Annotated in this window: 20 protein-coding genes, 1 pseudogene and 1 riboswitch; of the genes and pseudogenes, 10 read left to right on the top strand and 11 right to left on the bottom strand. The window is 67.4% G+C overall.

The window, feature by feature from the left end:
* The first annotated feature begins 16 nt into the window (after positions 1 to 16).
* Positions 17 to 718 carry a hypothetical protein gene (locus ACW5W4_RS06835; protein ID WP_456688869.1) on the top strand — a complete coding sequence of 234 codons (702 nt, stop codon included), beginning with the start codon at positions 17 to 19 and terminating at the stop codon, positions 716 to 718.
* Positions 719 to 938: 220 nt separating this feature from the next.
* Here ACW5W4_RS06835 and ACW5W4_RS06830 read toward each other — a convergent pair whose 3' ends face one another.
* A complete protein-coding gene (locus ACW5W4_RS06830) occupies positions 939 to 1,685 on the bottom strand; it encodes a lipase secretion chaperone (RefSeq protein ID WP_456688868.1) in 747 nt (248 codons plus the stop codon).
* Positions 1,682 to 2,593, bottom strand: a complete 912-nt coding sequence (locus ACW5W4_RS06825) for an esterase/lipase family protein (RefSeq protein WP_456688867.1) — start codon at positions 2,591 to 2,593, stop codon at positions 1,682 to 1,684. The genes ACW5W4_RS06830 and ACW5W4_RS06825 overlap by 4 nt, the downstream gene beginning before the upstream one ends.
* A gap of 237 nt (positions 2,594 to 2,830) precedes the next feature.
* Here ACW5W4_RS06825 and ACW5W4_RS06820 point away from each other — a divergent pair, with 237 nt between their 5' ends.
* Both ACW5W4_RS06820 and ACW5W4_RS06815 read left to right on the top strand, forming a co-directional pair.
* A complete protein-coding gene (locus ACW5W4_RS06820; protein WP_456688866.1) occupies positions 2,831 to 3,256 on the top strand; it encodes a DUF2753 family protein in 426 nt (141 codons plus the stop codon).
* Positions 3,257 to 3,277: 21 nt separating this feature from the next.
* Positions 3,278 to 3,895 (top strand): superoxide dismutase, encoded by a 618-nt coding sequence (locus tag ACW5W4_RS06815; protein WP_456688865.1) that lies wholly within the window; start codon positions 3,278 to 3,280, stop codon positions 3,893 to 3,895.
* A gap of 75 nt (positions 3,896 to 3,970) precedes the next feature.
* Here the strand turns inward: ACW5W4_RS06815 and ACW5W4_RS06810 are convergent.
* From ACW5W4_RS06810 to ACW5W4_RS06780, 7 genes and pseudogenes are all read right to left on the bottom strand, one after another.
* Positions 3,971 to 4,735 (bottom strand): annotated as a pseudogene (locus ACW5W4_RS06810) (SanA/YdcF family protein); the annotation flags it as partial.
* A 208-nt stretch (positions 4,736 to 4,943) separates the two neighbouring features.
* Positions 4,944 to 6,338, bottom strand: coding sequence for an AMP-binding protein (locus ACW5W4_RS06805; protein WP_456688864.1), 1,395 nt, complete (start codon positions 6,336 to 6,338; stop codon positions 4,944 to 4,946).
* The gene (gene menC / locus ACW5W4_RS06800) at positions 6,331 to 7,260 is read right to left on the bottom strand and encodes an o-succinylbenzoate synthase (protein WP_456688863.1); all 930 of its coding nucleotides are present in this window, start codon (positions 7,258 to 7,260) and stop codon (positions 6,331 to 6,333) included. The genes ACW5W4_RS06805 and menC overlap by 8 nt, the downstream gene beginning before the upstream one ends.
* Complete coding sequence (gene menB, locus ACW5W4_RS06795) at positions 7,260 to 8,120, bottom strand: 1,4-dihydroxy-2-naphthoyl-CoA synthase (RefSeq protein ID WP_427262824.1); 861 nt, start codon at positions 8,118 to 8,120, stop codon at positions 7,260 to 7,262. Before menB ends, menC begins: the two co-directional genes overlap by 1 nt.
* Positions 8,121 to 8,209: 89 nt before the next feature.
* Positions 8,210 to 8,968 carry a 2-succinyl-6-hydroxy-2,4-cyclohexadiene-1-carboxylate synthase gene (gene menH / locus ACW5W4_RS06790; RefSeq protein WP_456688862.1) on the bottom strand — a complete coding sequence of 253 codons (759 nt, stop codon included), beginning with the start codon at positions 8,966 to 8,968 and terminating at the stop codon, positions 8,210 to 8,212.
* A gap of 86 nt (positions 8,969 to 9,054) precedes the next feature.
* The gene (gene menD, locus ACW5W4_RS06785; RefSeq protein ID WP_456688861.1) at positions 9,055 to 10,785 is read right to left on the bottom strand and encodes a 2-succinyl-5-enolpyruvyl-6-hydroxy-3-cyclohexene-1-carboxylic-acid synthase; all 1,731 of its coding nucleotides are present in this window, start codon (positions 10,783 to 10,785) and stop codon (positions 9,055 to 9,057) included.
* Positions 10,786 to 10,815: 30 nt separating this feature from the next.
* Positions 10,816 to 12,213, bottom strand: coding sequence for an isochorismate synthase (locus tag ACW5W4_RS06780; protein ID WP_456688860.1), 1,398 nt, complete (start codon positions 12,211 to 12,213; stop codon positions 10,816 to 10,818).
* Between the two features lie 209 nt (positions 12,214 to 12,422).
* Between ACW5W4_RS06780 and ACW5W4_RS06775 the strand changes: the two genes are divergently transcribed.
* Complete coding sequence (locus ACW5W4_RS06775; protein WP_456688859.1) at positions 12,423 to 13,328, top strand: 1,4-dihydroxy-2-naphthoate polyprenyltransferase; 906 nt, start codon at positions 12,423 to 12,425, stop codon at positions 13,326 to 13,328.
* A 72-nt stretch (positions 13,329 to 13,400) separates the two neighbouring features.
* Here the strand turns inward: ACW5W4_RS06775 and ACW5W4_RS06770 are convergent, their stop codons facing one another.
* Positions 13,401 to 14,633, bottom strand: a complete 1,233-nt coding sequence (locus ACW5W4_RS06770; RefSeq protein WP_456688858.1) for a sensor histidine kinase — start codon at positions 14,631 to 14,633, stop codon at positions 13,401 to 13,403.
* Positions 14,630 to 15,298, bottom strand: a complete 669-nt coding sequence (locus tag ACW5W4_RS06765) for a response regulator transcription factor (protein WP_456688857.1) — start codon at positions 15,296 to 15,298, stop codon at positions 14,630 to 14,632. Before ACW5W4_RS06765 ends, ACW5W4_RS06770 begins: the two co-directional genes overlap by 4 nt.
* 89 nt (positions 15,299 to 15,387) lie before the next feature.
* Here ACW5W4_RS06765 and ACW5W4_RS06760 point away from each other — a divergent pair, with 89 nt between their 5' ends.
* From ACW5W4_RS06760 to thiS, 6 genes are all read left to right on the top strand, one after another.
* Positions 15,388 to 15,816 (top strand): hypothetical protein, encoded by a 429-nt coding sequence (locus ACW5W4_RS06760; RefSeq protein ID WP_456688856.1) that lies wholly within the window; start codon positions 15,388 to 15,390, stop codon positions 15,814 to 15,816.
* 82 nt (positions 15,817 to 15,898) lie between these two features.
* The gene (locus tag ACW5W4_RS06755; protein WP_456688855.1) at positions 15,899 to 16,366 is read left to right on the top strand and encodes a hypothetical protein; all 468 of its coding nucleotides are present in this window, start codon (positions 15,899 to 15,901) and stop codon (positions 16,364 to 16,366) included.
* 66 nt (positions 16,367 to 16,432) lie between these two features.
* Positions 16,433 to 16,546, top strand: a riboswitch (TPP riboswitch).
* Between the two features lie 248 nt (positions 16,547 to 16,794).
* Complete coding sequence (gene thiC / locus ACW5W4_RS06750) at positions 16,795 to 18,843, top strand: phosphomethylpyrimidine synthase ThiC (RefSeq protein ID WP_456688854.1); 2,049 nt, start codon at positions 16,795 to 16,797, stop codon at positions 18,841 to 18,843.
* Positions 18,840 to 20,447: a thiamine phosphate synthase gene (gene thiE, locus ACW5W4_RS06745; RefSeq protein WP_456688853.1), complete on the top strand. Its 1,608-nt coding sequence runs from the start codon at positions 18,840 to 18,842 to the stop codon at positions 20,445 to 20,447. Before thiC ends, thiE begins: the two co-directional genes overlap by 4 nt.
* Positions 20,437 to 21,210, top strand: coding sequence for a HesA/MoeB/ThiF family protein (locus ACW5W4_RS06740; protein ID WP_456688852.1), 774 nt, complete (start codon positions 20,437 to 20,439; stop codon positions 21,208 to 21,210). The genes thiE and ACW5W4_RS06740 overlap by 11 nt, the downstream gene beginning before the upstream one ends.
* Positions 21,207 to 21,407 (top strand): sulfur carrier protein ThiS, encoded by a 201-nt coding sequence (gene thiS / locus ACW5W4_RS06735; protein WP_042042049.1) that lies wholly within the window; start codon positions 21,207 to 21,209, stop codon positions 21,405 to 21,407. Before ACW5W4_RS06740 ends, thiS begins: the two co-directional genes overlap by 4 nt.
* Positions 21,408 to 21,414 lie beyond the last annotated feature (7 nt).

The following is a 21,414-nucleotide window of genomic DNA, read 5'->3' as shown; positions in this document are numbered from 1 at the left end:
ACATCACAGGACACGTATGCGCAAGATCCTTCTCGCCGGAGCCCTGGGGCTCTGCTCCCTCTCTGCCCTGGCCACGCCCCTGGCACAGCAATTCTCCCTGATGGAGAAGGGGGCCGAATATGGCCTCGACACCCGGCTGATGAGCCATGACGGTGTGGACATCCAGGCCTGGGTCGACGGCGTACCCGTCATCATCGCCGTGCCCATCCGCGACGAGCGGGGCCGGCTGGCCGGCGAGAGCCGTTACTACTTCAAGGGGGGCAAGCTGTTCGGGGTCAAGGAGCCCGCCGCCCAGTTCGCCTTCGATGACGATGGCACGCTGACCCTGTGGCTCGATGACAAGGGTGAGCCGGCGGAGTTCGTCAGCAAGATGAGCATGGCGCAGCGCGAAGCCTGGCTCACCAAGCGGGCCGCCGAGCTGAGCGCGCTGTTTGCACCCAGCCCGGCGGAGCAGAAAGCCGAGCGGGGCGGGGTCAAGCTGAAGGGGGCCGATCTCGCCCACTGGCTCTGCAACGGCAAGCTGATGGCCCTGACCGGCGGCGACAAGGTGATCTTCGAGCAGGAGAAGGTCAAGGCCACGGCAGAGGGGGTGGCGGGAGAGGTCTCCCTGCGCCGGGAGGCCGGGTGGCAGGATCTGAGCCTCAGGTGCGAGGTGCAGGGCACCCGGGTCACCCGCCTCACCTGGCAACCCTTGCCGGGAGCCAACAAGCCGCGCTGAGACGGGGCAAGACATGATCAACACACGGGGCCCAAGGGCCCCGTGTGTGTTGCGGCCCTGGCTGCATGGGGCGGCGCCGGATCCGGCGTGATGGGGGAGGCGCCATGACCAGGGTCGGCAGCCAGGCCGGGTGGTTATTGCTGCCCTGATTGCCCCTGGCGCAGCCGGGCCGGGTGGTCACTGCGACCCTGATTGCCCCTGACGCGGTCAGGTTGGGTGGTTATTGCGGCGCTGATTGTCCCTGGCGCAGCCGGGTCAGGGCGGCCACCCGGCGCCACTGGCTCTCGGGAAACCAGGCCGCCAGCAGTTGCTGGTTCGCCTCGGGGGCGGGATCCCCCTGGGCGGCTAGGGCCGCCAGGTAATCGCCGAGCCGCTGCTCGAATGCCTGCTGCTCCTGAGCCAGCTGCTGCAGGCGCCCCTGGGCCTCTGGCCCGACCCGCTCCAGCAGGGCGAGCCGCCGCTCCTCCGGGGGCAGGGCATCGATCCGTTGCAGATCCCCGATCAGGCGGCCGTTGCTCTCCGCCTCCTGGAACCAGTCCGGCTGCTCGGCGAGCCAGAGTGCCAGCGCCTCGCCAAGCTGGGCCCGCTCGGCGGGGGGCGCCTCGGCCAGGGCCTTGCGCCTCAGGGTCCACTGCTCCATCAGCCGCTCCTCGGCAAAGAGCCTGGCTTGCTCCTCCGGGGTGAAGGCGAGGCGACGCAGCTGGTCGCGGGCCTCGAACAGCCGGATCAGGCTGGCAAGATCCGGCGCCCTGGGCAGGGGCAGCCTGGCCTCCTGCTCGAGGAAGTCCCGGTAGCGTGCCAGCAGGGGATCCTCGATGGGCTGGCCGCTGGCGAGGCGCTCCACCAACTGCTGGCGCAGGGTAGCGCCTGCGGGTTGGGCGTCGGCCGGGTCGCTACCCTGTTGATACAAGGCGTGGCCGAGCAGGGCGCACAGCAGGCCCAGGGCCGCCAGGGCCAGGCCCCTCACAACCCCATCTCCTTGAGACGGTTCGCGTGCTGGCGGTAGAGGCTGACCGGATCCGTCTCGAACAGGTGATGGATGCCGAAGGACTGGTTCACCTCGTCCAGATGATTCATGCGGTAGTGGGTGCCGATCACCTTGCCGAGGTGGCTGCTGCACACCCCCACCAGGCCGTCATTGGCCTCGCCGAAGAAGGTCCCCGTGAGCACCAGGGCCGGATCCACCGGATCCAGGATGTTGGTCAGGTTGCCGCGCCCGCTCCAGGAGAAGTAGTAGACGCCGTTGTCGGCCAGGAGGGGCCCCTCGCCGCAATGGCGGCTCGGCAGCCCTTCCGGGTAGGCGGCGTTGAAGTGGACGGCCCCCTCGCTGGTGAGGGCGTCCAGGGCGGCGGTGGGAGCCTGGGGCAGATCGCTACCCCCCGAGAGCAGGGAGATGACCCCGGACAGGGCCGAGGCGGCCGCCGCCGCGAGGGCCTCCTCGGCCGAACCCGGGGTGACCCGCATCCGTACCCTGTCCGCTATCTCAGAGCCGAAGTGAACGCCGCCGACGCTGGTGGCCGAGGCGACCAGTTCGGGGGCGACCGAGGCCACGTAGCGAATGGTGGGGCCGCCGTGGGAGTGGCCGATGAGGTTCACCTTGTCGGCTCCTGTCACCGCCAGCACCTGCTGTACCTGGGCCAGCAGCTGCTCGCCGCGCAGCTCCGAGCTGGCGGTGGCGGAAACCTGGGCCACATAGACGCGGGCGCCATCCCGGCCAAGGGCCTGGGGGATCCCGTAGAAGTAATCCACCCCCAGCAATCTGTCGAAGCCAAGCAGGCCATGGACCAGCATGATGGGGTATCGGGTCTGGGTATAGCCGCTCGCCTGGCCCAGCAGGGGCAGGGTGCAGAGCAGCAGCAACCACCATCTCTTCATATCAGCATCCTTGTTGATAGGGTCATGGGTCACGGCCGGCATCATGCCAGCCTGCACAGCATGGCTGGCGAAGGGGCGCCGGGTTGTGGCGGGGATCACTAAACGACCAGGCGCGATCCCCGCTCCCCCATATGGGGTTGCCCGGGTCTGCTTGTCTGGGACCAATTAGTATGAAATGATAATTGATATCATTCAGCTTTGAGGTGGGCGGGCGAGACGATGGCGAGACAGGACCCCATGGCGCAATGGCGGCACCATACCCGGCTGGCGAATCACCACTTCGCCGAAGGCAATCATCTGGCCGCCCTGCCCGGTTATCGCCAGGCCCTGTTGCTGGCCGAGCAGCAGCTGCTCGACTGGCAGGACGCGGACGAAGTGGTCGCCGCCCTGGTGGTCGCCAGCCACAACCTGGCCGATCTGCTGCTGGCCATGGGGGAGGCGAACGATGCCTGCACCCTGCTCTGCCAGGCCCACCAGCAACTGCTGCACCTCTCCGGCTCTCCCCACTGCCGCAGCGAGCTCAGGATGGCCGCCCTCAACCACAGTCGCCACACCCAGATGGAGCTGCTCGCCTTCCTGCGCAAGCGGGGGCCCAATGCCGCCATCCAGGCCTGCCTCGGACAGTGCGCCTGTCAGGAGCGTGCCGTTCACACCCTTCATTGAACCCATCGCAAGGAGTTGCTTATGAATCATGTCCTGCCTGCCCTGCCCTATGGCTACGATGCACTCGAACCCCATCTGGATGCCCTCACCATGGAGATCCACCACAGCCGCCACCACCAGACCTATGTCAACGGCCTCAACGCCGCCCTGGTGGCGGCTCCCGAGTGGGCCGATACCCCCCTCGAGCAGCTGCTCGGCCAGATAGAGAGCCTGCCCGCCAGCCTGCAGGGGGCGGTGCGCAATCACGGCGGCGGCCACGCCAACCACTCCCTGTTCTGGCAGGTGATGAGCCCGCAGGGGGGCGGTGAGCCGGGCGGCGAGCTGGCCGCGGCGATCGAGCGGGATTTGGGGGGATTCGACCCCTTCAAGCAGGCCTTCACCCAGGCGGCCCTGACCCGCTTTGGCAGCGGCTGGGCCTGGCTGGTGGTGACCCCCTCTGGCACCTTGCAGGTGGAGAGCAGCGCCAACCAGGACAGTCCCCTGATGCAGGGGCTGGTGCCCATCCTGGGGCTGGACGTCTGGGAGCACGCCTACTACCTCAAGTACCAGAACAAGCGCCCCGACTATATCGCCGCCTTCTATCAGGTGATCGACTGGGAACGGGTGGCGGACAACTACCGCCGGGCGCTGGCCGCCTGAGGCTGGCCCGCATAGCAAAAGACCCGCCTCGGCGGGTCTTTTCGTGTCAGGGAGGGGGTCGGCTCACTCGACCTGGGTCGCCTGCGCCGCCGAGGGTTGGATCAGCACCTGTTCGCCACTGGCCAGGGGTTCGGTTGGCAGCGGCAGACAGGGCTGGCTCAGTCCCAGGGTGCTCAGGGGCTGGCAGGGGATGGGCTCGCCTATGTTGACCGGCTGGCCGAGGAACTTGGGGCCCTTGTCGAGGATGTAGAGGTCGAGCACCCCCATCAGGCGGGCGAACACCTCGCGCACCCGGGTGCGTATGCCCTGATAGGCGCTGGGATCCTGGGCGTTGAAACCGACCGCCTCTATGCCGAAGTGGCGGGCGATGAAGATGGCGCGCTCGTTGTGAAACGCCTGGGAGACCACGGTGAACCGCTCCTGGCCGAACACCTCCCGGGCGCGCACGATGGAGTCCAGGGTGCGAAAGCCGGCGTAGTCGCTGTAGATGGCCCTGGCCGGGATGCCCGCCTTGATCAGGGCGCGGCGCATCTGGCGCGGCTCATTGTATTGCAGGGTGGCGTTGTCGCCGGAGACCAGGATGTAATCCACCTTGCCGTTGTTGTAGAGCTCGGTGGCTGCTCGGATCCGGGTCTGGAAGTAGTGGTTGGTGCCGCCGCCTATCAGGTATTTGGAGGTGCCAAGCACCAGGGCGACCCGGTTGTAGGGCACCGCATCGACATCGTCATAGGTGTAGTGACGGCTCTCGGAGACGACCCACTCTCCATAGGCCAGCAACAGGGCGGCGGCACCCAGCAACAGGCAGAGGCAGATGAGCAGTGTCTTGCGAAGCTTGGTCATGGGCGGTCGGGATCTGGCTTGGCGTAGGGAGTGAGTGGCGGCCATTCTATTACATTTTGGCCCCTGCCGTCATGGGGGATGGCCGGCGCCATGGGGTCAGGAGCCAGGGTCTGTCGCAATCGAGCGAGTCTCACTCGGGCCTTTCGAGCGGAGCGGGAGGCCGTCTCCCCGACTTCCCCGCCCAAGGAGCCATGGCGGGCCGCCGGGATCAGGCACGCAGGTTGCGGGCGAGCAGGGTGCGGGAGGGTTTCAGGCTGCCGCCGAGATCCGGCCAGGGATGCCACTGATCCGGCACCATAAAGCCGGGCAGGACGGCGCGGATCCAGGCCGCCAGCTCGGCGTGGGGCACGGGCTCGCCGTGCCAGTCGATAAAGGCGGCGGGTCTCTGCCCCCACTCCTCGCTCGGCACCGGCACCACCAGGGCCTGGGCCACGGCGCCGTGATCCACCAGGCGCTGCTCTATGGTCTCGGGCTGGATGTTCTCCCCGCCCGAGATGAAGAGGTTGTCGAGCCGCCCCTCCACCACCAGCTCGCCTTCGGCGGTGAAATGACCCTTGTCCCGGGTGTGGAACCAGCCCTCCTCATCCAGCGGCCGCACCAGTTCGCCGTCCTTGAAATAGCCGACGAACAGGGTGTCACCGCGTACGCAGATCTCCCCCTGTTGAATGCAGACCTCCCGCCCTGGCAGCGGCCTGCCAACCAGACCCGCAGTGGTCGGCAGGCCGGTGCAGACCTGGCTGCCCATCTCGGAGAGGCCGTAGCTCACCTTGGGGGTGAACCCCATGGCGGTCAGCCGTTCGACCAGGGGCCCGGGGATGGCGGCGCCGCCGAGCAGCAGCTCCCGCAGCCGGGTGCGGCCGGGGTCGAACCCTTGCGCCAGTAGCCGCCAGAGCTGGGTCGGCACCAGGGAGAGGTGGGTGATGGGCTGGCATTCGAGGCGCTCCCTGAGGGGCTGGCTGCGATCGTCCAGCACCAGGCTGGCCCCCGCCAGGAAGACCCGAAACAGGATGGCGTAGCCGCCGACGTGAAACAGCGGCAGGGAGAGCAGCCAGCCGCAGGCCTCGTCCAGGGGGATCTGGCTGGCGGAGCCCCTGGCCGAGGCCAGGTGGTTGGCGAGGCGGTGGACCACCGCCTTGGGGGTGCCGCTGGAGCCCGAGGTGAGGATCATGTTGCTCGGCTGGGCCGGTTCAAGCGTCCAGGTTTCTTCACTTGCCGGCAGCTCGCCCGTGAAGTCGAGGATGAGGGCTTGCCAGTCGCCCGCCGGGATCTCCCCCGCCGACCAGAAGGCGCAGACATCCAGCTGTGCGGCCAGCTCGGCCTGTCTGGGAAGGGGGAAGGCGGGATTGAGGGGGCAGAAGACGAGGCAGCTGCGCACGCAGGCCCAGGCCAGCAACACGTCCTCCAGGGCGCCGCGCACCACGGCCGTCAGCCGATCGCCCGGGGTCAGTCCCGCCTGCGCCAGCTGACGGCACAGGCCGTTGAGCCTGGCATCCAGCTGCCGGTAGTTGAGCGAGCCGTTGCCCTGGATGGCGGTGCGCTCGGGCGCCGTCTGTGCCCAGTGACGCACCGGGCAGCAGAGGGCGGGGGGGGCTTGGTCAGTCACTCAGGTACAGGGTCTCCAGGCAGGCGGGATCGGGCTGGCCATCGGCGCCGAGCAGATCGCTCGCCAGCCAGCGGCGGGTATCCAGGCCAGGGGCCTGCTCCGGCGCCCACTCCCCCGCGAGGCGGGCGAGCTGGCCCAGCCCGACCCCGGATTCGAAGCAGGAGGAGACGACCACCTTCAGTTTCAGCTCCCGGGCGCGGGCCACCAGGACTTCGCTGTGGGCCAGGGAGCCGAGCAGGGTGGGTTTTAGCACCAGGGCCTTCAGCTGTGGGATGGGCTGCCAGGGCTTGCCCTGGGCCAGCAGCTCGTCGATGGCCACCGGCATGCCGGTGCGCTCAGCCACGAAGGCGATGTCGTCGAACTCGGCGCAAGGATCTTCCAGGTATTCGATCCGGTTCGCGTCCAGGTGGCCGCAGAAGGCCCAGGCCTCCTCCCGGGTCCAGCCCTGGTTGGCATCCAGCACCAGCTTGAGGTTGGGCAGGCGATCGCACAGCAGGCGGATCAGCGCCAGCTCGTCGCGCATGGGGTAGCGGGCCACCTTCAGCTTGGCCTTGTCCGGGGTGTGGTGCAGCCAGTTCTTCCAGTGCTTGAGCAGCTCCTGGGGCGCGCCCTGGATGAGGGGATAGGGTTCGGGCAGGGGTGCCGTCTGCACGGGCCAGACCCGGCGCGCGCAGTCGAAGCCGAACTGCACCGAGGGAAGCGCAGGGGCCAGGGGTTGTCCCTTGGCCAGCCGCGCCAGGCAGGCGATGGCCTCGGCTTGTGCCTCGGCCAGGGTCTCTTTGGAGAAGCCGGGCAGGGGGGCTATCTCCCCCCAGCCGTCGTCGATGCGCACCAACAGGCCCTCCCGCGCCACCTCCACCTTGCCGTGGAAGGTCAGGGGCTGGATAAAGGGCAGTTGGTAGCGATAGAGGGCGAGTGTCATCAGGGATTCCGCTTGTATTTGGAGAAGTCGGGGCGACGTTTCTCGTTGAAGGCGTTGCGTCCTTCCTGACCCTCTTCGGTCATGTAGAACAGCATGGTGGCATTGCCCGCCAGCTCCTGCAGACCGGCCTGGCCGTCGCAGTCGGCGTTCAGCGCCGCCTTCAGGCAGCGCAGCGCCATGGGGCTGTTTTGCAGCATCTCCCGGCACCAGCGCACGGTTTCCCGCTCCAGCTCCGCCAGGGGCACCACTGTATTGACCAGCCCCATGTCGAGCGCCTGCTGGGCATCGTACATGCGGCACAGGAACCAGATCTCCCGGGCCTTCTTCTGGCCGACGATGCGGGCCATGTAGGAGGCGCCCCAGCCGCCGTCGAAGGAGCCGACCTTGGGACCGGTCTGGCCGAACTGGGCGTTGTCCGCGGCTATGGTGAGATCGCACATCATGTGCAGCACGTGGCCGCCGCCGACCGCGTAGCCGGCCACCATGGCCACCACGGGCTTGGGACAGGTGCGGATGTCGCGCTGGAAGTCGAGCACGTTGAGGTGATGGGTACCCTCATCGTCCTTGTAGCCGCCGTAGTCGCCGCGGATCTTCTGGTCGCCGCCGGCGCAGAACGCCTTCTCGCCAAAACCGGTCAGTATGATGGTACCGATATGATCGTCGTAACGGGCATCGGCCAGGGCTTGCAGCATCTCTTTCACGGTGCGGGGGCGGAAGGCGTTGCGCACCTGGGGGCGGTTGATGGTGATCTTGGCAATGCCATCCAGGGATTTGTGATAGAGGATATCCTCGTAGCCGGCGGAGCAATCCTGCCATTCGACAGGTGCGTACAGTTCCGCTTCCGTCATTGCCTCAATCATGGTGTTTTCCTTCTGATGTGGTCGTCATCAATTGAGCAATCCGGTCATGGCAGGCGGGGGCGTATTGTCCCGCTGCCGGCATTGCTCAATCATGACGCTTCTGGTTGCTTGACCCACTCCCGCAGGAGCCGGGCAAACTGCTCGGGCTGGCTGGCGTGCAGGTTGTGGCCGCCATCCAGGGTCAAGTGATTGATATTGCAGCCTTGCTTCACCAGCTGGCAAGCAAGACCATGGAATTTGTGATCCCGGCTGCCGGAGATCCAGCTTACCGGCAACCGGGTTTTACCAAGCCAGGGGACGAGATCCGGCTGCCAGCCAAGGGAGGTGGCCCGCAGCATGGCGGCCAGGGCCCGACCCTCATTGCCAAGGCGGCGGGCGGCCTGGCGGCCACGGGCGGCCTCGTCCAGATCGGCGAACACCGGCTGGCGATACCAGTCCGCCAGCACCCGGGCCAGGGGTTCGCGCTCGAAGCGCCGGGCCCAGGCTTCGTCGTGTTCGAGGCGGGCGGCCCGCTCGGCCACTGCCAGGCCCGGATGACAGTTCTCCAGCAAGAGCCCCTGCAAGCCGGCGGGGGACTGGCTGGCGTGATGGAGGGCGAGCCGCCCCCCCAGGGAATAGCCCGCCAGCCGGTAGCGCGTGATACCCCGCGCGGCCAGCTCGCCGCAGAGCCAGTCATGGGCCTGCTCAAAGCCGTTCACCCTCAGCCCCTTGTTGCCGCCGTGGCCCGGCAGATCCAGGGCATGGCACTGGACACCCGGCAGGGCCTGGATGACAGGCCGCCAGTCATCGGCATCCCCCAGCAGGCCGTGCAGCAGCACCAGGGTGGGTTGGGCGCTGTCAGTGGCCACGGATGCTGTCTCCCAGCGCTTTCAGATCCTCGGTTACCCCATGGTTGCTGGATACCTTGATGGCCATTGCAGGCTCTAACGTCGACTCACCGGCCACGGATGCTGTCTCCCAGTGCCTTGAGATCCTCGGCCACCTCGTGACTCGGTACCTTGATTTCAATCAGGGTTACCCCTTTTTCCAGGGCCGCGGCGTAACTGTGCTCAAATTCGGCCAGGGTGGCGGGCGCCCGATAGCCAAGGCCGAACATGGCGGCGGCCTGGGCAAAGTCCAGGCCGTGGGGCAGGCGGTAGTAGCTCTCCAGCAGCTCCCCTCTGGGCACGGGCAACATGCGAAAGATGCTGCCGCCGTCGTTGTTGAGGATGATGACCACCAGGGGGGCCTGCGCCTTGGTGAGCAGGGCCAGGCTGTTGAGGTCGTGCAGGGCGCTGAGATCCCCGAGCAGCAGGGTGGTGGGCTCCTGGCTGGTCTGGGCGAAGCCGTAGGCGGTGGCGATCAGGCCATCGATGCCGGAGGCGCCGCGGTTGGTCATCAGCCGGCTGGGGCCCTTGCCCGGCTCGCCCAGCATGTCCATCAGCCGGGCCGGCATGCTGTTGCCGACAAACAGCTGGCCCTTGACCAGCTGGTTCAGGCGATGGCAGACCCCGAGCTCGGAGAAGCGCGTGCAGGCACTGCGCACCCGTTGGCTGACGGGGAGCTGACGCTGTACCAGCCGGTGCCAGGGGGCGGCACGCCCGGGCGTCTCATGGGCCTCGAGAAAGGCGCCGGGGAGGCAGAGCAGGCGGCGACGCAGCCGGTAATCGGGGTCGAGCCGGGCCGGTTGCGGGTCCACCAGCCAGTAATCCTGCCAGGGGTGCTGCTTGATGAAGTGGCCGAGCCGCTTGGAGATGAGGCGGGCGCCAAATTGCAGCAATACCTCTGCCCGGGCCAGCTCGGCGCAGAAGGCGTCATCCTGCAGCGCCATGTCCTGATGGGTCAGGCTGCGGTGGTCGAAGTGGAGCTGGCTCTGCAGATCGGCCAGCAGGGGCCAGCCGAGGCGCTCCGCCAGCTCGGCCACCTGCTGCGCCTGGGCGGGATCCTCGATCCGCCCGGCGACCAGGACGCCGCGTCTGGCGCGAAACGCCGACCAGTCCGGCTGGGGCGGGCAGGGGGTCGGCGCGCTCTGCCAGGGGCTCCAGGGCTGGCCCGAGTGCAACCAGTCGCCGAGGGGGGCCAGGTAGTCGGCAAAGTCCAGGTACTCGGCGCCGGGGTAGAGGGGCTCGGGATACATGCAGTTGAAGTGGACAGGCCCCGGGGTCAGCGCCTGTCTGGCCAGGGCCTGATCCACCGAACTCAGCACGAAGGCGGCCGGGATGGCGGGGGTGGGGCTCGGCAGATTCTGCTGGTGGACCGGGTAGCGGGCGAAGATCCCCTGCTGGTCGATGGCCTGGTTGGCGCCGTTGTCGATAAGCTCCGGGGGCCGGTCGGCGGAGAGGATGACGAGGGGCACCCCGGTGAGCTGGGCCTCTGCCAGCGCGGGCCAGAGGTTGGCCACCGCCGTGCCCGAGGTGGTGATGAGGGCGACCGGGCGGCCGCTGCCCTTGGCCAGCCCAAGGGCCATGAAGCCCAGGCCCCGCTCGTCGAAGTGCAGATGGCGGCGAAAGCCCGGGTGGGCCGCGGCGGCCATGGTGAGCGGCGCGGAGCGGGAGCCGGCGGCCAGGGCGATGTCGCGCACCCCGAGGCGGTAGAGCTCTTCCAGCAGGAGAGAGGACCAGACGTGATTGAAGGTGGCGTGATGGCTGGCAAACGCGCGGTGCTCAGGCAGTTGACTGGCGGGCATAAGGCTCTCGCAGTGGGTCGATGAAAAACGCTATCCCAGCAGGGACAGGACGTTGGCTATCTTGTTGTCGAGTTCGGCCCACTCGGCGGCGGGCTCGGATCCCGCGACTATGCCGGCACCGGCGAACAGGGTGACGGCCCCGGGGTCGATGCGGGCGCTGCGGATGGCCACGCTGCACTCCGAGGTCTCCCGGCTCAGCATGCCGCAGGCACCGGCGTACCAGCCGCGATCATAGGGCTCGAACTCGCGGATGAAGGCCAGGGCCGATTCCCGTGGGGCCCCACCCACCGCAGGGGTGGGGTGCAGGGCCGCCAGCAGCTGCCAGTCGCACACCTCGGGATGGAGCTCGGCCTCGATGTCGCACTTGAGATGTTGCAGCAGCCGCAGCTTGAGGATCCTGGGCTCGGTCAGGGTGACGTCGTGGGCCAGGGGGGCGAGCCGGTGCAGTATGTCCGTGTGGACCAGGCGGTTCTCCAGCCGGTTCTTGCTGTCGCTCAGCAGCTCGGCGGCGAGCCTGGCATCGTGCGCCTCGTCGCCGCTGCGGCGTATGGTGCCCGCCAGCGCCTCGCTGAACAGGTGGCGTCCCTCGCGGCGGTAGAGCCGCTCGGGGGAGCAGGCGATGAAGGCACGGTCCGGCTCGAACTGGAAGCCGAAGCGAAAGCACTGTTCGGCCCGCTCGGCCCAGCGGGCCAGCAGGCTCCAGGGATTGACGTCGGCCCCCTCGAGCCGGCTCGCTCGGGAGAGCACCACCTTGGGGGTGTGGGCCTGAAAGTCGGGGGCCGTGACCGTGCTGACCAGCTGTTGCCAGCCGGGCCTGGCCGGCTTGTCCCGGCGCTGCCACTGCTGAGGGGTGAGGGGAGGCAGGGGCGCCTCGGGTACCAGGGCCGCCAGGGCCTGGTGGCCGGCGGCCAGTTCGGCCTCCCGGTTGTGCTCGTCGAACCAGAGGTTGAGGCAGAGGCTGACACACTCCCCCCGGCGCACCAGCTCGATGCGCGGCAGCACGAAGCGGCAGGGGCCAAAGCCCTGCCACTCGCGATTTCCTTGCGGCGGTTGGTCGGGATCGAGCGCCAGACCATCGAAGCGGCAGGGGCCAAAGCCCTGCCAGGGGTTCTCCCCTTGCGGCGGCTGGTCGGGATCGAACGCCAGGCCGCCGAAGTAGCGGGGGCTGTCCACCAGGCTGGCCTGGGTGTTGGCGCAGATGCGGGCGATGTGTGCGGGATCCGTCAGCTCGTGGATGCGGCCAAGGGCCACGTATTCGGGTCTCTCTTCCCCCCTGGCGTGCCAGTAGATGCGTGGATAGAGGGGCTGGGCGTTGAGCCAGCCGAGGAAGGAGTTCACCTCGCAGGCCACGCGCAGGCGCACGAAGCCCAGGGTCCGGTCATGACGCAGGGCGTCCAGCTGTTGCTTGATATGGGTCTGAGCCAACATGGATGTCGTATCCGAGCCGTGGGGTGACGGTCTGTGGGGCGGGGGCAGGCCGCGGGTTTATGCCAAAGGGCGATTATTCCTATATATTATCCGCCCATTCATCCCTGTAAATTGCCCAAGGGAGCCCGGCTCCCAGGTTGGCAAGTATACCCAAATCCGTTTCGATAACCCTTAACACGATCAATATCTGATTGTTTGGCCATCAAAATATGACAAATACCTTCTCTGTGTGGTTGCTGGCGGCGCGGTTGCGAACCCTGCCCCTGGCCTGCTCCTCCATCCTGCTGGGGTCGGGACTGGCCGCCAGCCGTGGCGCCTTCGACGGCGGCATCATGGCCCTCTCTCTGCTGACCGCCATCCTGTTGCAGATCCTCTCCAACCTGGCCAACGACTATGGGGATGCGGTCTCGGGGGCGGACAACGGAGAGCGGATCGGGCCCCAGCGGGCCGTGGTCTCCGGCCTCATCACCCGCCAGCAGATGTGCGTGGCCATGGGGCTGACCGCCCTGGCGGCCGTGGTGAGCGGCCTGGCCCTGCTGATCAGCGTCTTCGGCGACGCCTGGCTGCACCTCCTCGCCTTCGTGCTGCTCGGTGGCGCCGCCATCGTCGCGGCCATCACCTACACGGTGGGCAAGACCCCTTACGGCTATCGCGGCTTTGGCGACATCTCGGTGTTTCTCTTCTTCGGCCTGCTGGGGGTGCTCGGCTCCTACTACCTGTTCACCCAGACTCTGCAATGGGATCTGCTGCTGCCGGCCACCGCCTGCGGCCTGTTGGCCACCGCCGTGCTCAACATCAACAATGTGCGGGACATAGAGAGCGATGCCGCCAGCGGCAAGATCACCCTGGCGGTGCGCCTCGGCCGCAACCGCGCCATCGCCTATCACTGGGCCTTGCTGGGGGCGGCGCTGCTGGCCACCATGGTCTTCCTGCTGATCCCGCCCGCGAGCCTCTGGCCCTGGATCTTCCTGCCCGCGCTCAAGCCCCTCACCGATGCCGCCCGCACCCTGCACCTGAGCCAGGATGGCGAGGTGCTGACCGGCGCCCTCAAGAAGACCGCCATCAGCGCGTTTCTCTACAGTCTGCTGCTCTCCCTCGGTCTGGCCCTCTCCTGAGGCCGGAGACGAACAGCACAGAGGCGGCCCCCGGGCCGCCTCTGTGTTTTGTGGTCACGGGGTCGGCGCCCTTCAGGGCTCCTCGCCCATCCGCAGGCTGGCGCGAAACACGCCCTGCTCCAGCCGGGTCTCTATCTGCCAGCCGAGCTTGGCACAGATGCGCTCTATGATGGTGAGGCCGCAGCCATAGCCCAGGATCTGATCCGGCGGCGCCGCCGTGGGGTTGCTGATGGTGAGCACCTGCCCCTGCAGCGCGATCTCGATGTGACCCTCGGCGTAGCTCAGGGCATTTTTCAACAGGTTGCCGAGGGCAATGGCGAGCAATGAGAGGGGGGCCCTGACCTCGCTCGCCTCGTCCAGCGCGAGGCGGATGTCCAGGTTTTCGCGTTGCAGCAGGGGGGCGAGGCGGGCCAGCTCCTGCTGGATCAGGGGGGCCACCCGCTGGGGCGGCCGCTCCACCGCTTCCTTTCGCCCCAGCAGCAGGAAGGTTTCGGTGAGCAGGGCCATCTCGTCGCTGGCGGCGCGGATGCGGCTGGCGGCCCGGGCGGCGGGGGCGGGCAGCTCGCTCACCTTGCCGAGCAGGGCGGCGGAGCCCTGGATCACCATGTTGGGGGTGCGCAGCTCGTGGCTGGCGAAGCGGCTGAACTCCTGCTCACGGGCGAACACGGCCGCCACCTCCTGCTTGCCCGCCAGCAGCGCCAGCTCTATCTCCCGCAGCTCCTGCCAGGGGGCGTCGGGGACGAAGTCCCCCTGATCCGGGGTGAGGTGGGCGACCCGTTGGCGCAGCTGCTCCAGTGGCCGGGTGATGTGGCGCACCAGCCAGACGCCGAAGCCGAGGGCCGCCAGCAGCAGGGTCAGGCCGATGAGGCGGGTGGCGAGGTGGAGCTGGTCTTCATAAGGATCCAGATAGTCGTCGGCATCGTCGTTGAACACCAGATAGATGAGGCCCTGGCCAGAGGGGTGGGGGCGCACCAGGAAGTGCTTGTCCTCCTCGCCGAGCTGATGCTCGAAAAAACCCGGGACTCGGTAGGGTTTGAGCCAGCCGGGCAGGCGGCCCGCCTCTGTCCAGTAGCTGGAGAACTGGCGCGGGCTGGGGGCGGGGGCGGCATCCCCCAGGCGCAGCCAGTCATCCTGATAGCGGGTCGCCTCGGCCTCCAGCCAGTGGCGCAGGCTCAGCTCCTCCATCTTGTCTTCGGCCACCAGCATCAACAGGCTGAGCAGCACCAGCAGCAGCAGGCCGGCGCTGCCGAGGATCAGCACCAGGCGGCGGCGCAGGCTGGGCAGGGGCGAGGATCCCGCCGTCATGGGGTGACCAGCCGGTAGCCCTGACCGTGGCGCGTCTCCAGCATGGGGTGCTCGAAGGGCTTGTCCAGGGCGTTGCGCAGGGCATAGATGTGGCTGCGCAGGGCGTCGGAGTCAGGCTCTTCATCCCCCCAGACCCCCTCGATCAGCTCCTGGCGGCTCACCAGATCCGGTGCGCGGCGCACCAGCAGGGTGAGGATCCGAAAGGGGATCTTGCCGAGCTTGAGCTCCACCCCGGCGCGGCTGGCGCGGCCCGCGGCGGGATCCAGGGTCAGATCGCCAAACGCCAGCGCCCCCATGTCGCTGCGGGGGCCGCGCAGGGCCAGGGCCTGCAGCCGCACCTCCAGCTCCTCCATGGCGAACGGCTTGATCAGGTAGTCGTCGCCCCCGACCCGAAACCCTGCCAGCTTGTCGTCCAGGCTGTCGCGGGCGGTGAGAAAGAGCACAGGGGTGGCGATGCCGTCCGCCCGTAGCCGCTCCACCGTGGAGAGGCCGTCCAGGCGCGGCATCATGACATCCATGATGATGACGTCGAAACGCTGCTGTGCCAGCAGCTGCAAGGCGGCCTGGCCGTGATAGGCGCAGTCCACCCTGTGCCCGGCCAGCGCCAGATAGTCCATGATGGTTTCCGCCACCTGGGGATTGTCTTCCACCACCAGTATTTTCATGTTTTGATCTCCTGGTCTTGGCCGTTTTTCACGGTCATTTCACGACGAAGACGCCATGCTGCTGGCCAGTGTAACCCCGAGGATCCCCGATGAAGAAGTCTCTGTGCGCCCTCCTGCTGACGATCTTGCTGCCCCTGGGGTTGGCGCAGGGGGCCGAGTTCAAGCTGACCGGCCGCACCACCTGGCAGCTGGGCCAGTTGATGGTCAACGGCATTCCCTTCGTGATCGATGAGCAGACCCGCTTCAAGGAGGGGCTGGACGAAGATGACCTCGGCGGTACCTGGGTCGATCTGGAAGGGGTAGTGCAGACGACGGCGCAGGGGGAGAGACGGCTGATCCGCGAGGTGGAGCCCCTGGACGAGGCCGACGAGATGGAGCTGGAGGGCCCTGTCCTTGGCGGGCGCATCTGGGGTTATGGTGCCTCCGATGACAGCCTGGCCCCCTTCGAGGGGCGCTGGCTGGAGCTGGAGTGCCGCTTCGACGGCAAGCGGCTGAGCCGCTGCCGGGAGGATGACTGATCCGGTCAGGGTGACCGGCAAAATTGCCCATCCAGGCCCATAGTTAAACCTCCTCGCCGGGTTGACCATGGGCCTGCTTGCTATGACCAGAACCGCCTTGCTCCTGCTGCTCTCCTGCCACGCCCTTGCCGACGAGCCCGAGCTCTGGCTGGTGGCGCTGGAGCACAACGATGGCATCCGCCTGCAATTTCAGGGGGCCGAGCTCGAACTCGGCAGCGCCGCCCTGGTCGGGGCGGCGCAGTTTGACGATCTCAGGCCCGGCATGCACCTCGCCATCCAGAGCCGCCACGGCGTGGCCGAGCAGATCCGGGTGCTCGCCAGGGCGCCGGATCCGGCCCTCTGGGCTCATTGGCGGCGGGCGGAGGATCGACTGCTTGCCCACTCGGGGCAGGCCTTGCTGCTACAGGATCTCGGTGTGCTGGTGTTTGATGCCGGCACCCGCTGGGTGAACGGCCGCCCCGTCGATCTGCAACCGGGTCGCCGCCTGGTGCTGAGCCGGGATGATGACGGCCGTCTGACCGAGATCCTGATCATCAATCCGGAGGAGTAACAGGCTCGTCCCGAGAGATCGGAGTTGTTAAGGGCTTGTGCTTTCCATTCCCCCACTTATACTGGCGCCATCTTGTCGGAGTGCTGACCGTCGAACGACGCAAAGCTGAGACCGTTAATTCGGGATCCGTGGAACCTGATCAGGCTAGAACCTGCGAAGGGAAACAAGGGTAACTTGCGAGTTGCCGCGCCGGGGGAGGACCAGCCTCCCCGCTCAGCGAAGGGATCCGCTCTTCATGAGTCAGGGCGCACGAGGGGGAGTCTGTCGTCACCATCATCTTGCTCATCAGGGCACAGAGGGCGGGCGCAGTGAGGAGCCAGGCAAGCTCCCTCCCTCCCGAGAGCGCACCCAGACTGCAAGTTCATCACTTCTCCTCGAACTCCAGACAAGCAAACCCATAACTTCAATCAGTTAATGTGAGTTTTGCTATGTCTACCTCTTCTGAAAACAGCAAGTCCGTGCCCGCCAGCCGCCGGGAGCTGCGCTCCAGTGCCCAGGCCTTTATCGACAACCTCAAGGGTATGGCCCATCCCAACTCCCGCCGCATCTTCATCCAGGGCTCCCGCCCCGATATCCGGGTGCCTTTGCGTGAAATCCAGCTGGCCGACACCCTGGTTGGCGGCAGCAAGGAAGCTCCCCAGTTCGAGGCCAACGAGCCGGTGCCGGTCTACGACACCTCGGGAGCCTACGGGGACGAGCGCGCCGAGATAGACGTGCGCCGCGGCCTGCCGCGCCTGCGGGAAGCCTGGGTGCTGGAGCGGGGCGACACCGAGCCGCTGCCGGGTCTGAGCTCCACCTTCACCCAGGAGCGCCTCGCCGACGAGGGGCTGGATCACCTGCGTTTCGAACATTTGCCCAAGCCGCTGCGTGCCAGGCCGGGCCGCCGGGTGACCCAGCTGCACTATGCCCGTCAGGGGATGGTCACCCCGGAGATGGAATTTATCGCCATCCGCGAGAACATGGGCCGCGAGCGGGTGCGCTCCGAGCTGCTGCTGCGCCAGCATCCGGGTCAGGGCTTCGGCGCCAGATTGCCGGAAAACATCACCCCCGAATTCGTGCGCGATGAGGTGGCCGCCGGCCGCGCCATCATCCCGAGCAACATCAACCACCCGGAAGCCGAGCCCATGATCATCGGCCGCAACTTCCTGGTGAAGATCAACGCCAACATAGGCAACTCGGCGGTCAGCTCCAGCATCGAGGAGGAAGTGGAGAAGCTGGTGTGGTCCACCCGCTGGGGGGCCGACACCGTCATGGATCTCTCCACCGGTCGCAACATCCACGAGACCCGGGAGTGGATACTGCGCAACAGCCCTGTGCCCATCGGCACAGTGCCCATCTACCAGGCGCTCGAAAAGACCAACGGCATCGCCGAAGACCTCACCTGGGAGCTGTTCCGCGACACCCTGCTGGAACAGGCCGAGCAGGGGGTGGACTACTTCACCATCCACGCCGGCGTCCTGCTGCGCTACGTGCCCATGACCGCCAAGCGCCTCACCGGCATCGTCTCCCGTGGCGGCAGCATCATGGCCAAGTGGTGCCTGTCCCATCACAAGGAGAACTTCCTCTACCAGCATTTTCGCGAGATCTGCGAGCTGTGCGCCGCCTATGATGTGGCGCTTTCCCTCGGGGACGGCCTGCGCCCGGGCTCCGTCTATGACGCCAACGACGAGGCGCAATTTGCCGAGCTGCACACCCTGGGGGAGCTCACCAAGATCGCCTGGGAGTACGACGTCCAGGTGATGATCGAGGGCCCCGGCCACGTGCCCATGCACATGATAGAGCGCAACATGACCGAGCAGCTGGAGCACTGTCACGAGGCGCCCTTCTACACCCTGGGCCCCCTCACCACCGACATAGCCCCCGGCTACGATCACTTCACCTCCGGCATAGGGGCCGCCATGATCGGCTGGTACGGCTGCGCCATGCTCTGCTACGTGACCCCCAAGGAGCACCTGGGGCTGCCGAACAAGGAGGACGTGAAGCAGGGCCTCATCACCTACAAGATCGCCGCCCACGCCGCTGACTTGGCCAAGGGTCATCCGGGTGCCCAGATCCGCGACAACGCCATGTCCAAGGCGCGCTTCGAGTTCCGCTGGGAGGATCAGTTCAATCTGGCGCTGGATCCCGACACCGCCCGCGCCTACCACGACGAGACCCTGCCCCAGGAGTCCGGCAAGGTGGCTCATTTTTGCTCCATGTGCGGCCCCAAGTTCTGCTCCATGAAGATCACCCAGGACGTGCGTGACTACGCCGCCAAGTTGGAAGCCGTAGAGATCAAGATGGTGGGCATGGACGGCCAGCAGGAGCGGGTGGTGGCCGAGGTGGAGAGCGGCATCGCCCACAAGGAGCCGGAGACCTTCAAGCAGGCCGACGTTGAGAGTGGCATGGCCCGCATGGCGGAGACCTTCAAGGAGACTGGCGGCGAGATCTACCACCAGGCGGCGACCCTGAAGCAGGCCGCAGGGGAGGAGGCGTGAGCAGCGAGCGCGGGGCTGTCAGCCCCGCCGACCTGTCCGCCGTAACGCAGGCCCGTCCCGTGGTCTGGACCATCGCCGGTTCAGACTCCGGCGGCGGGGCCGGCATTCAGGCCGACTTGCACACCCTGCATGACCTAGGGGTGCACGGCTGCTCGGTCATCTCCGCCATCACGGCCCAGAATTCGGTGGCGGTGAAGATGGTGGACCCCGTGCTGATGCAGACCTTCACCGCCCAGATCGACGCCCTGGGGCTGGATCTGCCCCCGGCCGCCATCAAGATAGGCCTGCTGCCGACCCGGCTCCATGTGGAGGTGCTGGCCCGCAGGTTGTCGACCATCGAAGCCCCCTTCGTGGTCTACGACCCGGTCGCCATCGCCAGCACTGGCACCCCCATGGCCGAGCCCGGCATGCTGGTGGCGGTGCGCGAACAACTGCTGCCGCGTCTGTCCCTCATCACCCCCAACGGCCCCGAGCTGGAAGCCCTGACCGGCATTCCGGCGACCAGCCCTGCGCTGGTGCGGGCGGGCGCGGCCCGGCTGCGAGAACTGGGCGCCCGCGCCGTGCTGGTCAAGGGCGGCCATCTGGGCTGGAGTGGGGAGCTGTGTCTGGACTATTACCAGGACGAGACCCGCGAATTCTGGCTCGCCGCGCCGCGCCTCGATACCCGCCACGGTCACGGCACAGGCTGCTGTTACGCCAGCGCCATCGCCGCCGTGGTGGCGCAGGACTACCCCATTGAAGACGCCATCACCCTGGCGCGCGCCTATTTGCAGCAAGGGCTGGCGGCGGCGCAGGGGGTGGGAGCGGGCCCAGGCCCCATAGCCCACCTCGGCTGGCCGGCCGATCTCGCCCAGTTCCCCCGTGCAGTGCTGGCGGGGTCCGAACTGGATCGCCGCTTCGGTCTCTATCCTGCCTGCGCGGCCCGCCTGCCAGAGGGCCCCTTTGCCCCGACCGAACACAACCTCGGCCTCTATCCCGTGGTGGATTCGGTGCAGTGGCTCAAACGCCTGCTGGAAGCCGGGGTCAAGACCCTGCAACTGCGCATCAAGGATCTGTCCGCCGAAGAAGTGATGCCCGCCATTGCGGCGGCGGTGGCCCTGGGTCGCCGCTTCGGGGCGCGGCTCTTTATCAACGATTACTGGCAACAGGCCATAGCCGCCGGTGCCTATGGGGTGCATCTGGGGCAGGAGGACATGGAGACGGCAGATCTCGCCGCCATTCAGGCCGCCGGTCTGCGCTTTGGCATCTCCACCCACGGTTACTTCGAGCTGATGCGGGCCCGGGAGCTGGCCCCTTCCTACATTGCCCTGGGTCATATCTTCCCCACCAACACCAAGCAGATGCCGTCCCGCCCCCAGGGGCTGGTGCGGCTGCACCACTACCGCGCCCTGATGCAGGACTGGCCCACGGTCGCCATCGGCGGCATCGGCGAAGAGCGCATAGCGGCGGTGCAGCAGAGCGGGGTGGGCAGCATCGCCCTGGTCTCCGCCATCACAGGGAGCGACGACTGGCAGGGGGCGACGAAGCGGCTGCTCGCTGCCGTGGGGGCCGGGGAGCCTGCGCGCTCCGCCATAGCAGTGCAGGAGGTGGCACATGCGCTCTGATGAGGCGTCTCTTCGTGACGAAGAGTATCTGAGATACGGCAGGCAACTGATGCTGGCCGAGATAGGGGAAGCGGGGCAGGCGCGACTGAAAGGCAAGTCGGTGCTGATCGTCGGCCTCGGCGGGCTTGGCTCGCCGCTCGCCCTCTATCTCGCCGGGGCCGGGGTGGGGACGCTGTGGCTGGCCGATGGCGACACGCTCGACAGCAGTAATCTGCCGCGCCAGATCCTGTTCGACGGGGAGGGGCTGCGCCGCTCCAAGGCGGAGCTGGCCCGGGAGCGTTTGGCCGCCCACAACCCGCTGGTGGAGCTGATTGCCATCAACCAGCGCCTCGATGAGCTGAGCCTGCCCGGCTTCGTGGCCGAGGTGGATCTGGTGGTGGATTGCTGCGACAACCTTGCCAGCCGCCAGGCCATCAACGCCGCCTGCGTCGAGCAGGGCAAACCCTGGATCTCCGCCGCCGCCGTCGGCTGGCAGGGTCAGCTGATGGTGCGAAGCGCGCCTGAGCACGCCTGCTACGCCTGCCTCTACCCGGCGGATGCCGAGATAAAGGAGAGCTGCCAGAGCAGCGGCGTCACCGGCCCATTGGTGGGGGTGATGGGCTCATTGCAGGCCCTGGAGGCCCTGAAAATATTGCTCGGACGCCCCAGCCCGGTGGCGGGCACCCTGCGCCGCTTCGATGCCCTGGCCCATGAGTGGCAGACCCTGCGCCTGCCCGCCGACCCCGACTGCCCTGTGTGTGGCAGCCATAAGGATGACCAATGAATATTCGATTGAACGATATCGAGCTGACGCTGCCCACCGGCCAGCGTCTGACCGAGCTGCTGGCGGTGCAGGAGATTGCCCCCCAGGGGGTGGCGGTGGCCCTCAATGGCGCCGTGCTGCCCCGCAGCCGCTGGCCAGAGACCCGCCTCAATGACGGGGACGAGATCCACCTTTTCACTGCCATCGCCGGAGGCTGACTCATGA

The sequence above is a fragment of the Aeromonas crassostreae genome, from assembly GCF_054052445.1.
This window is presented reverse-complemented; position numbering and strand designations above follow the sequence as displayed.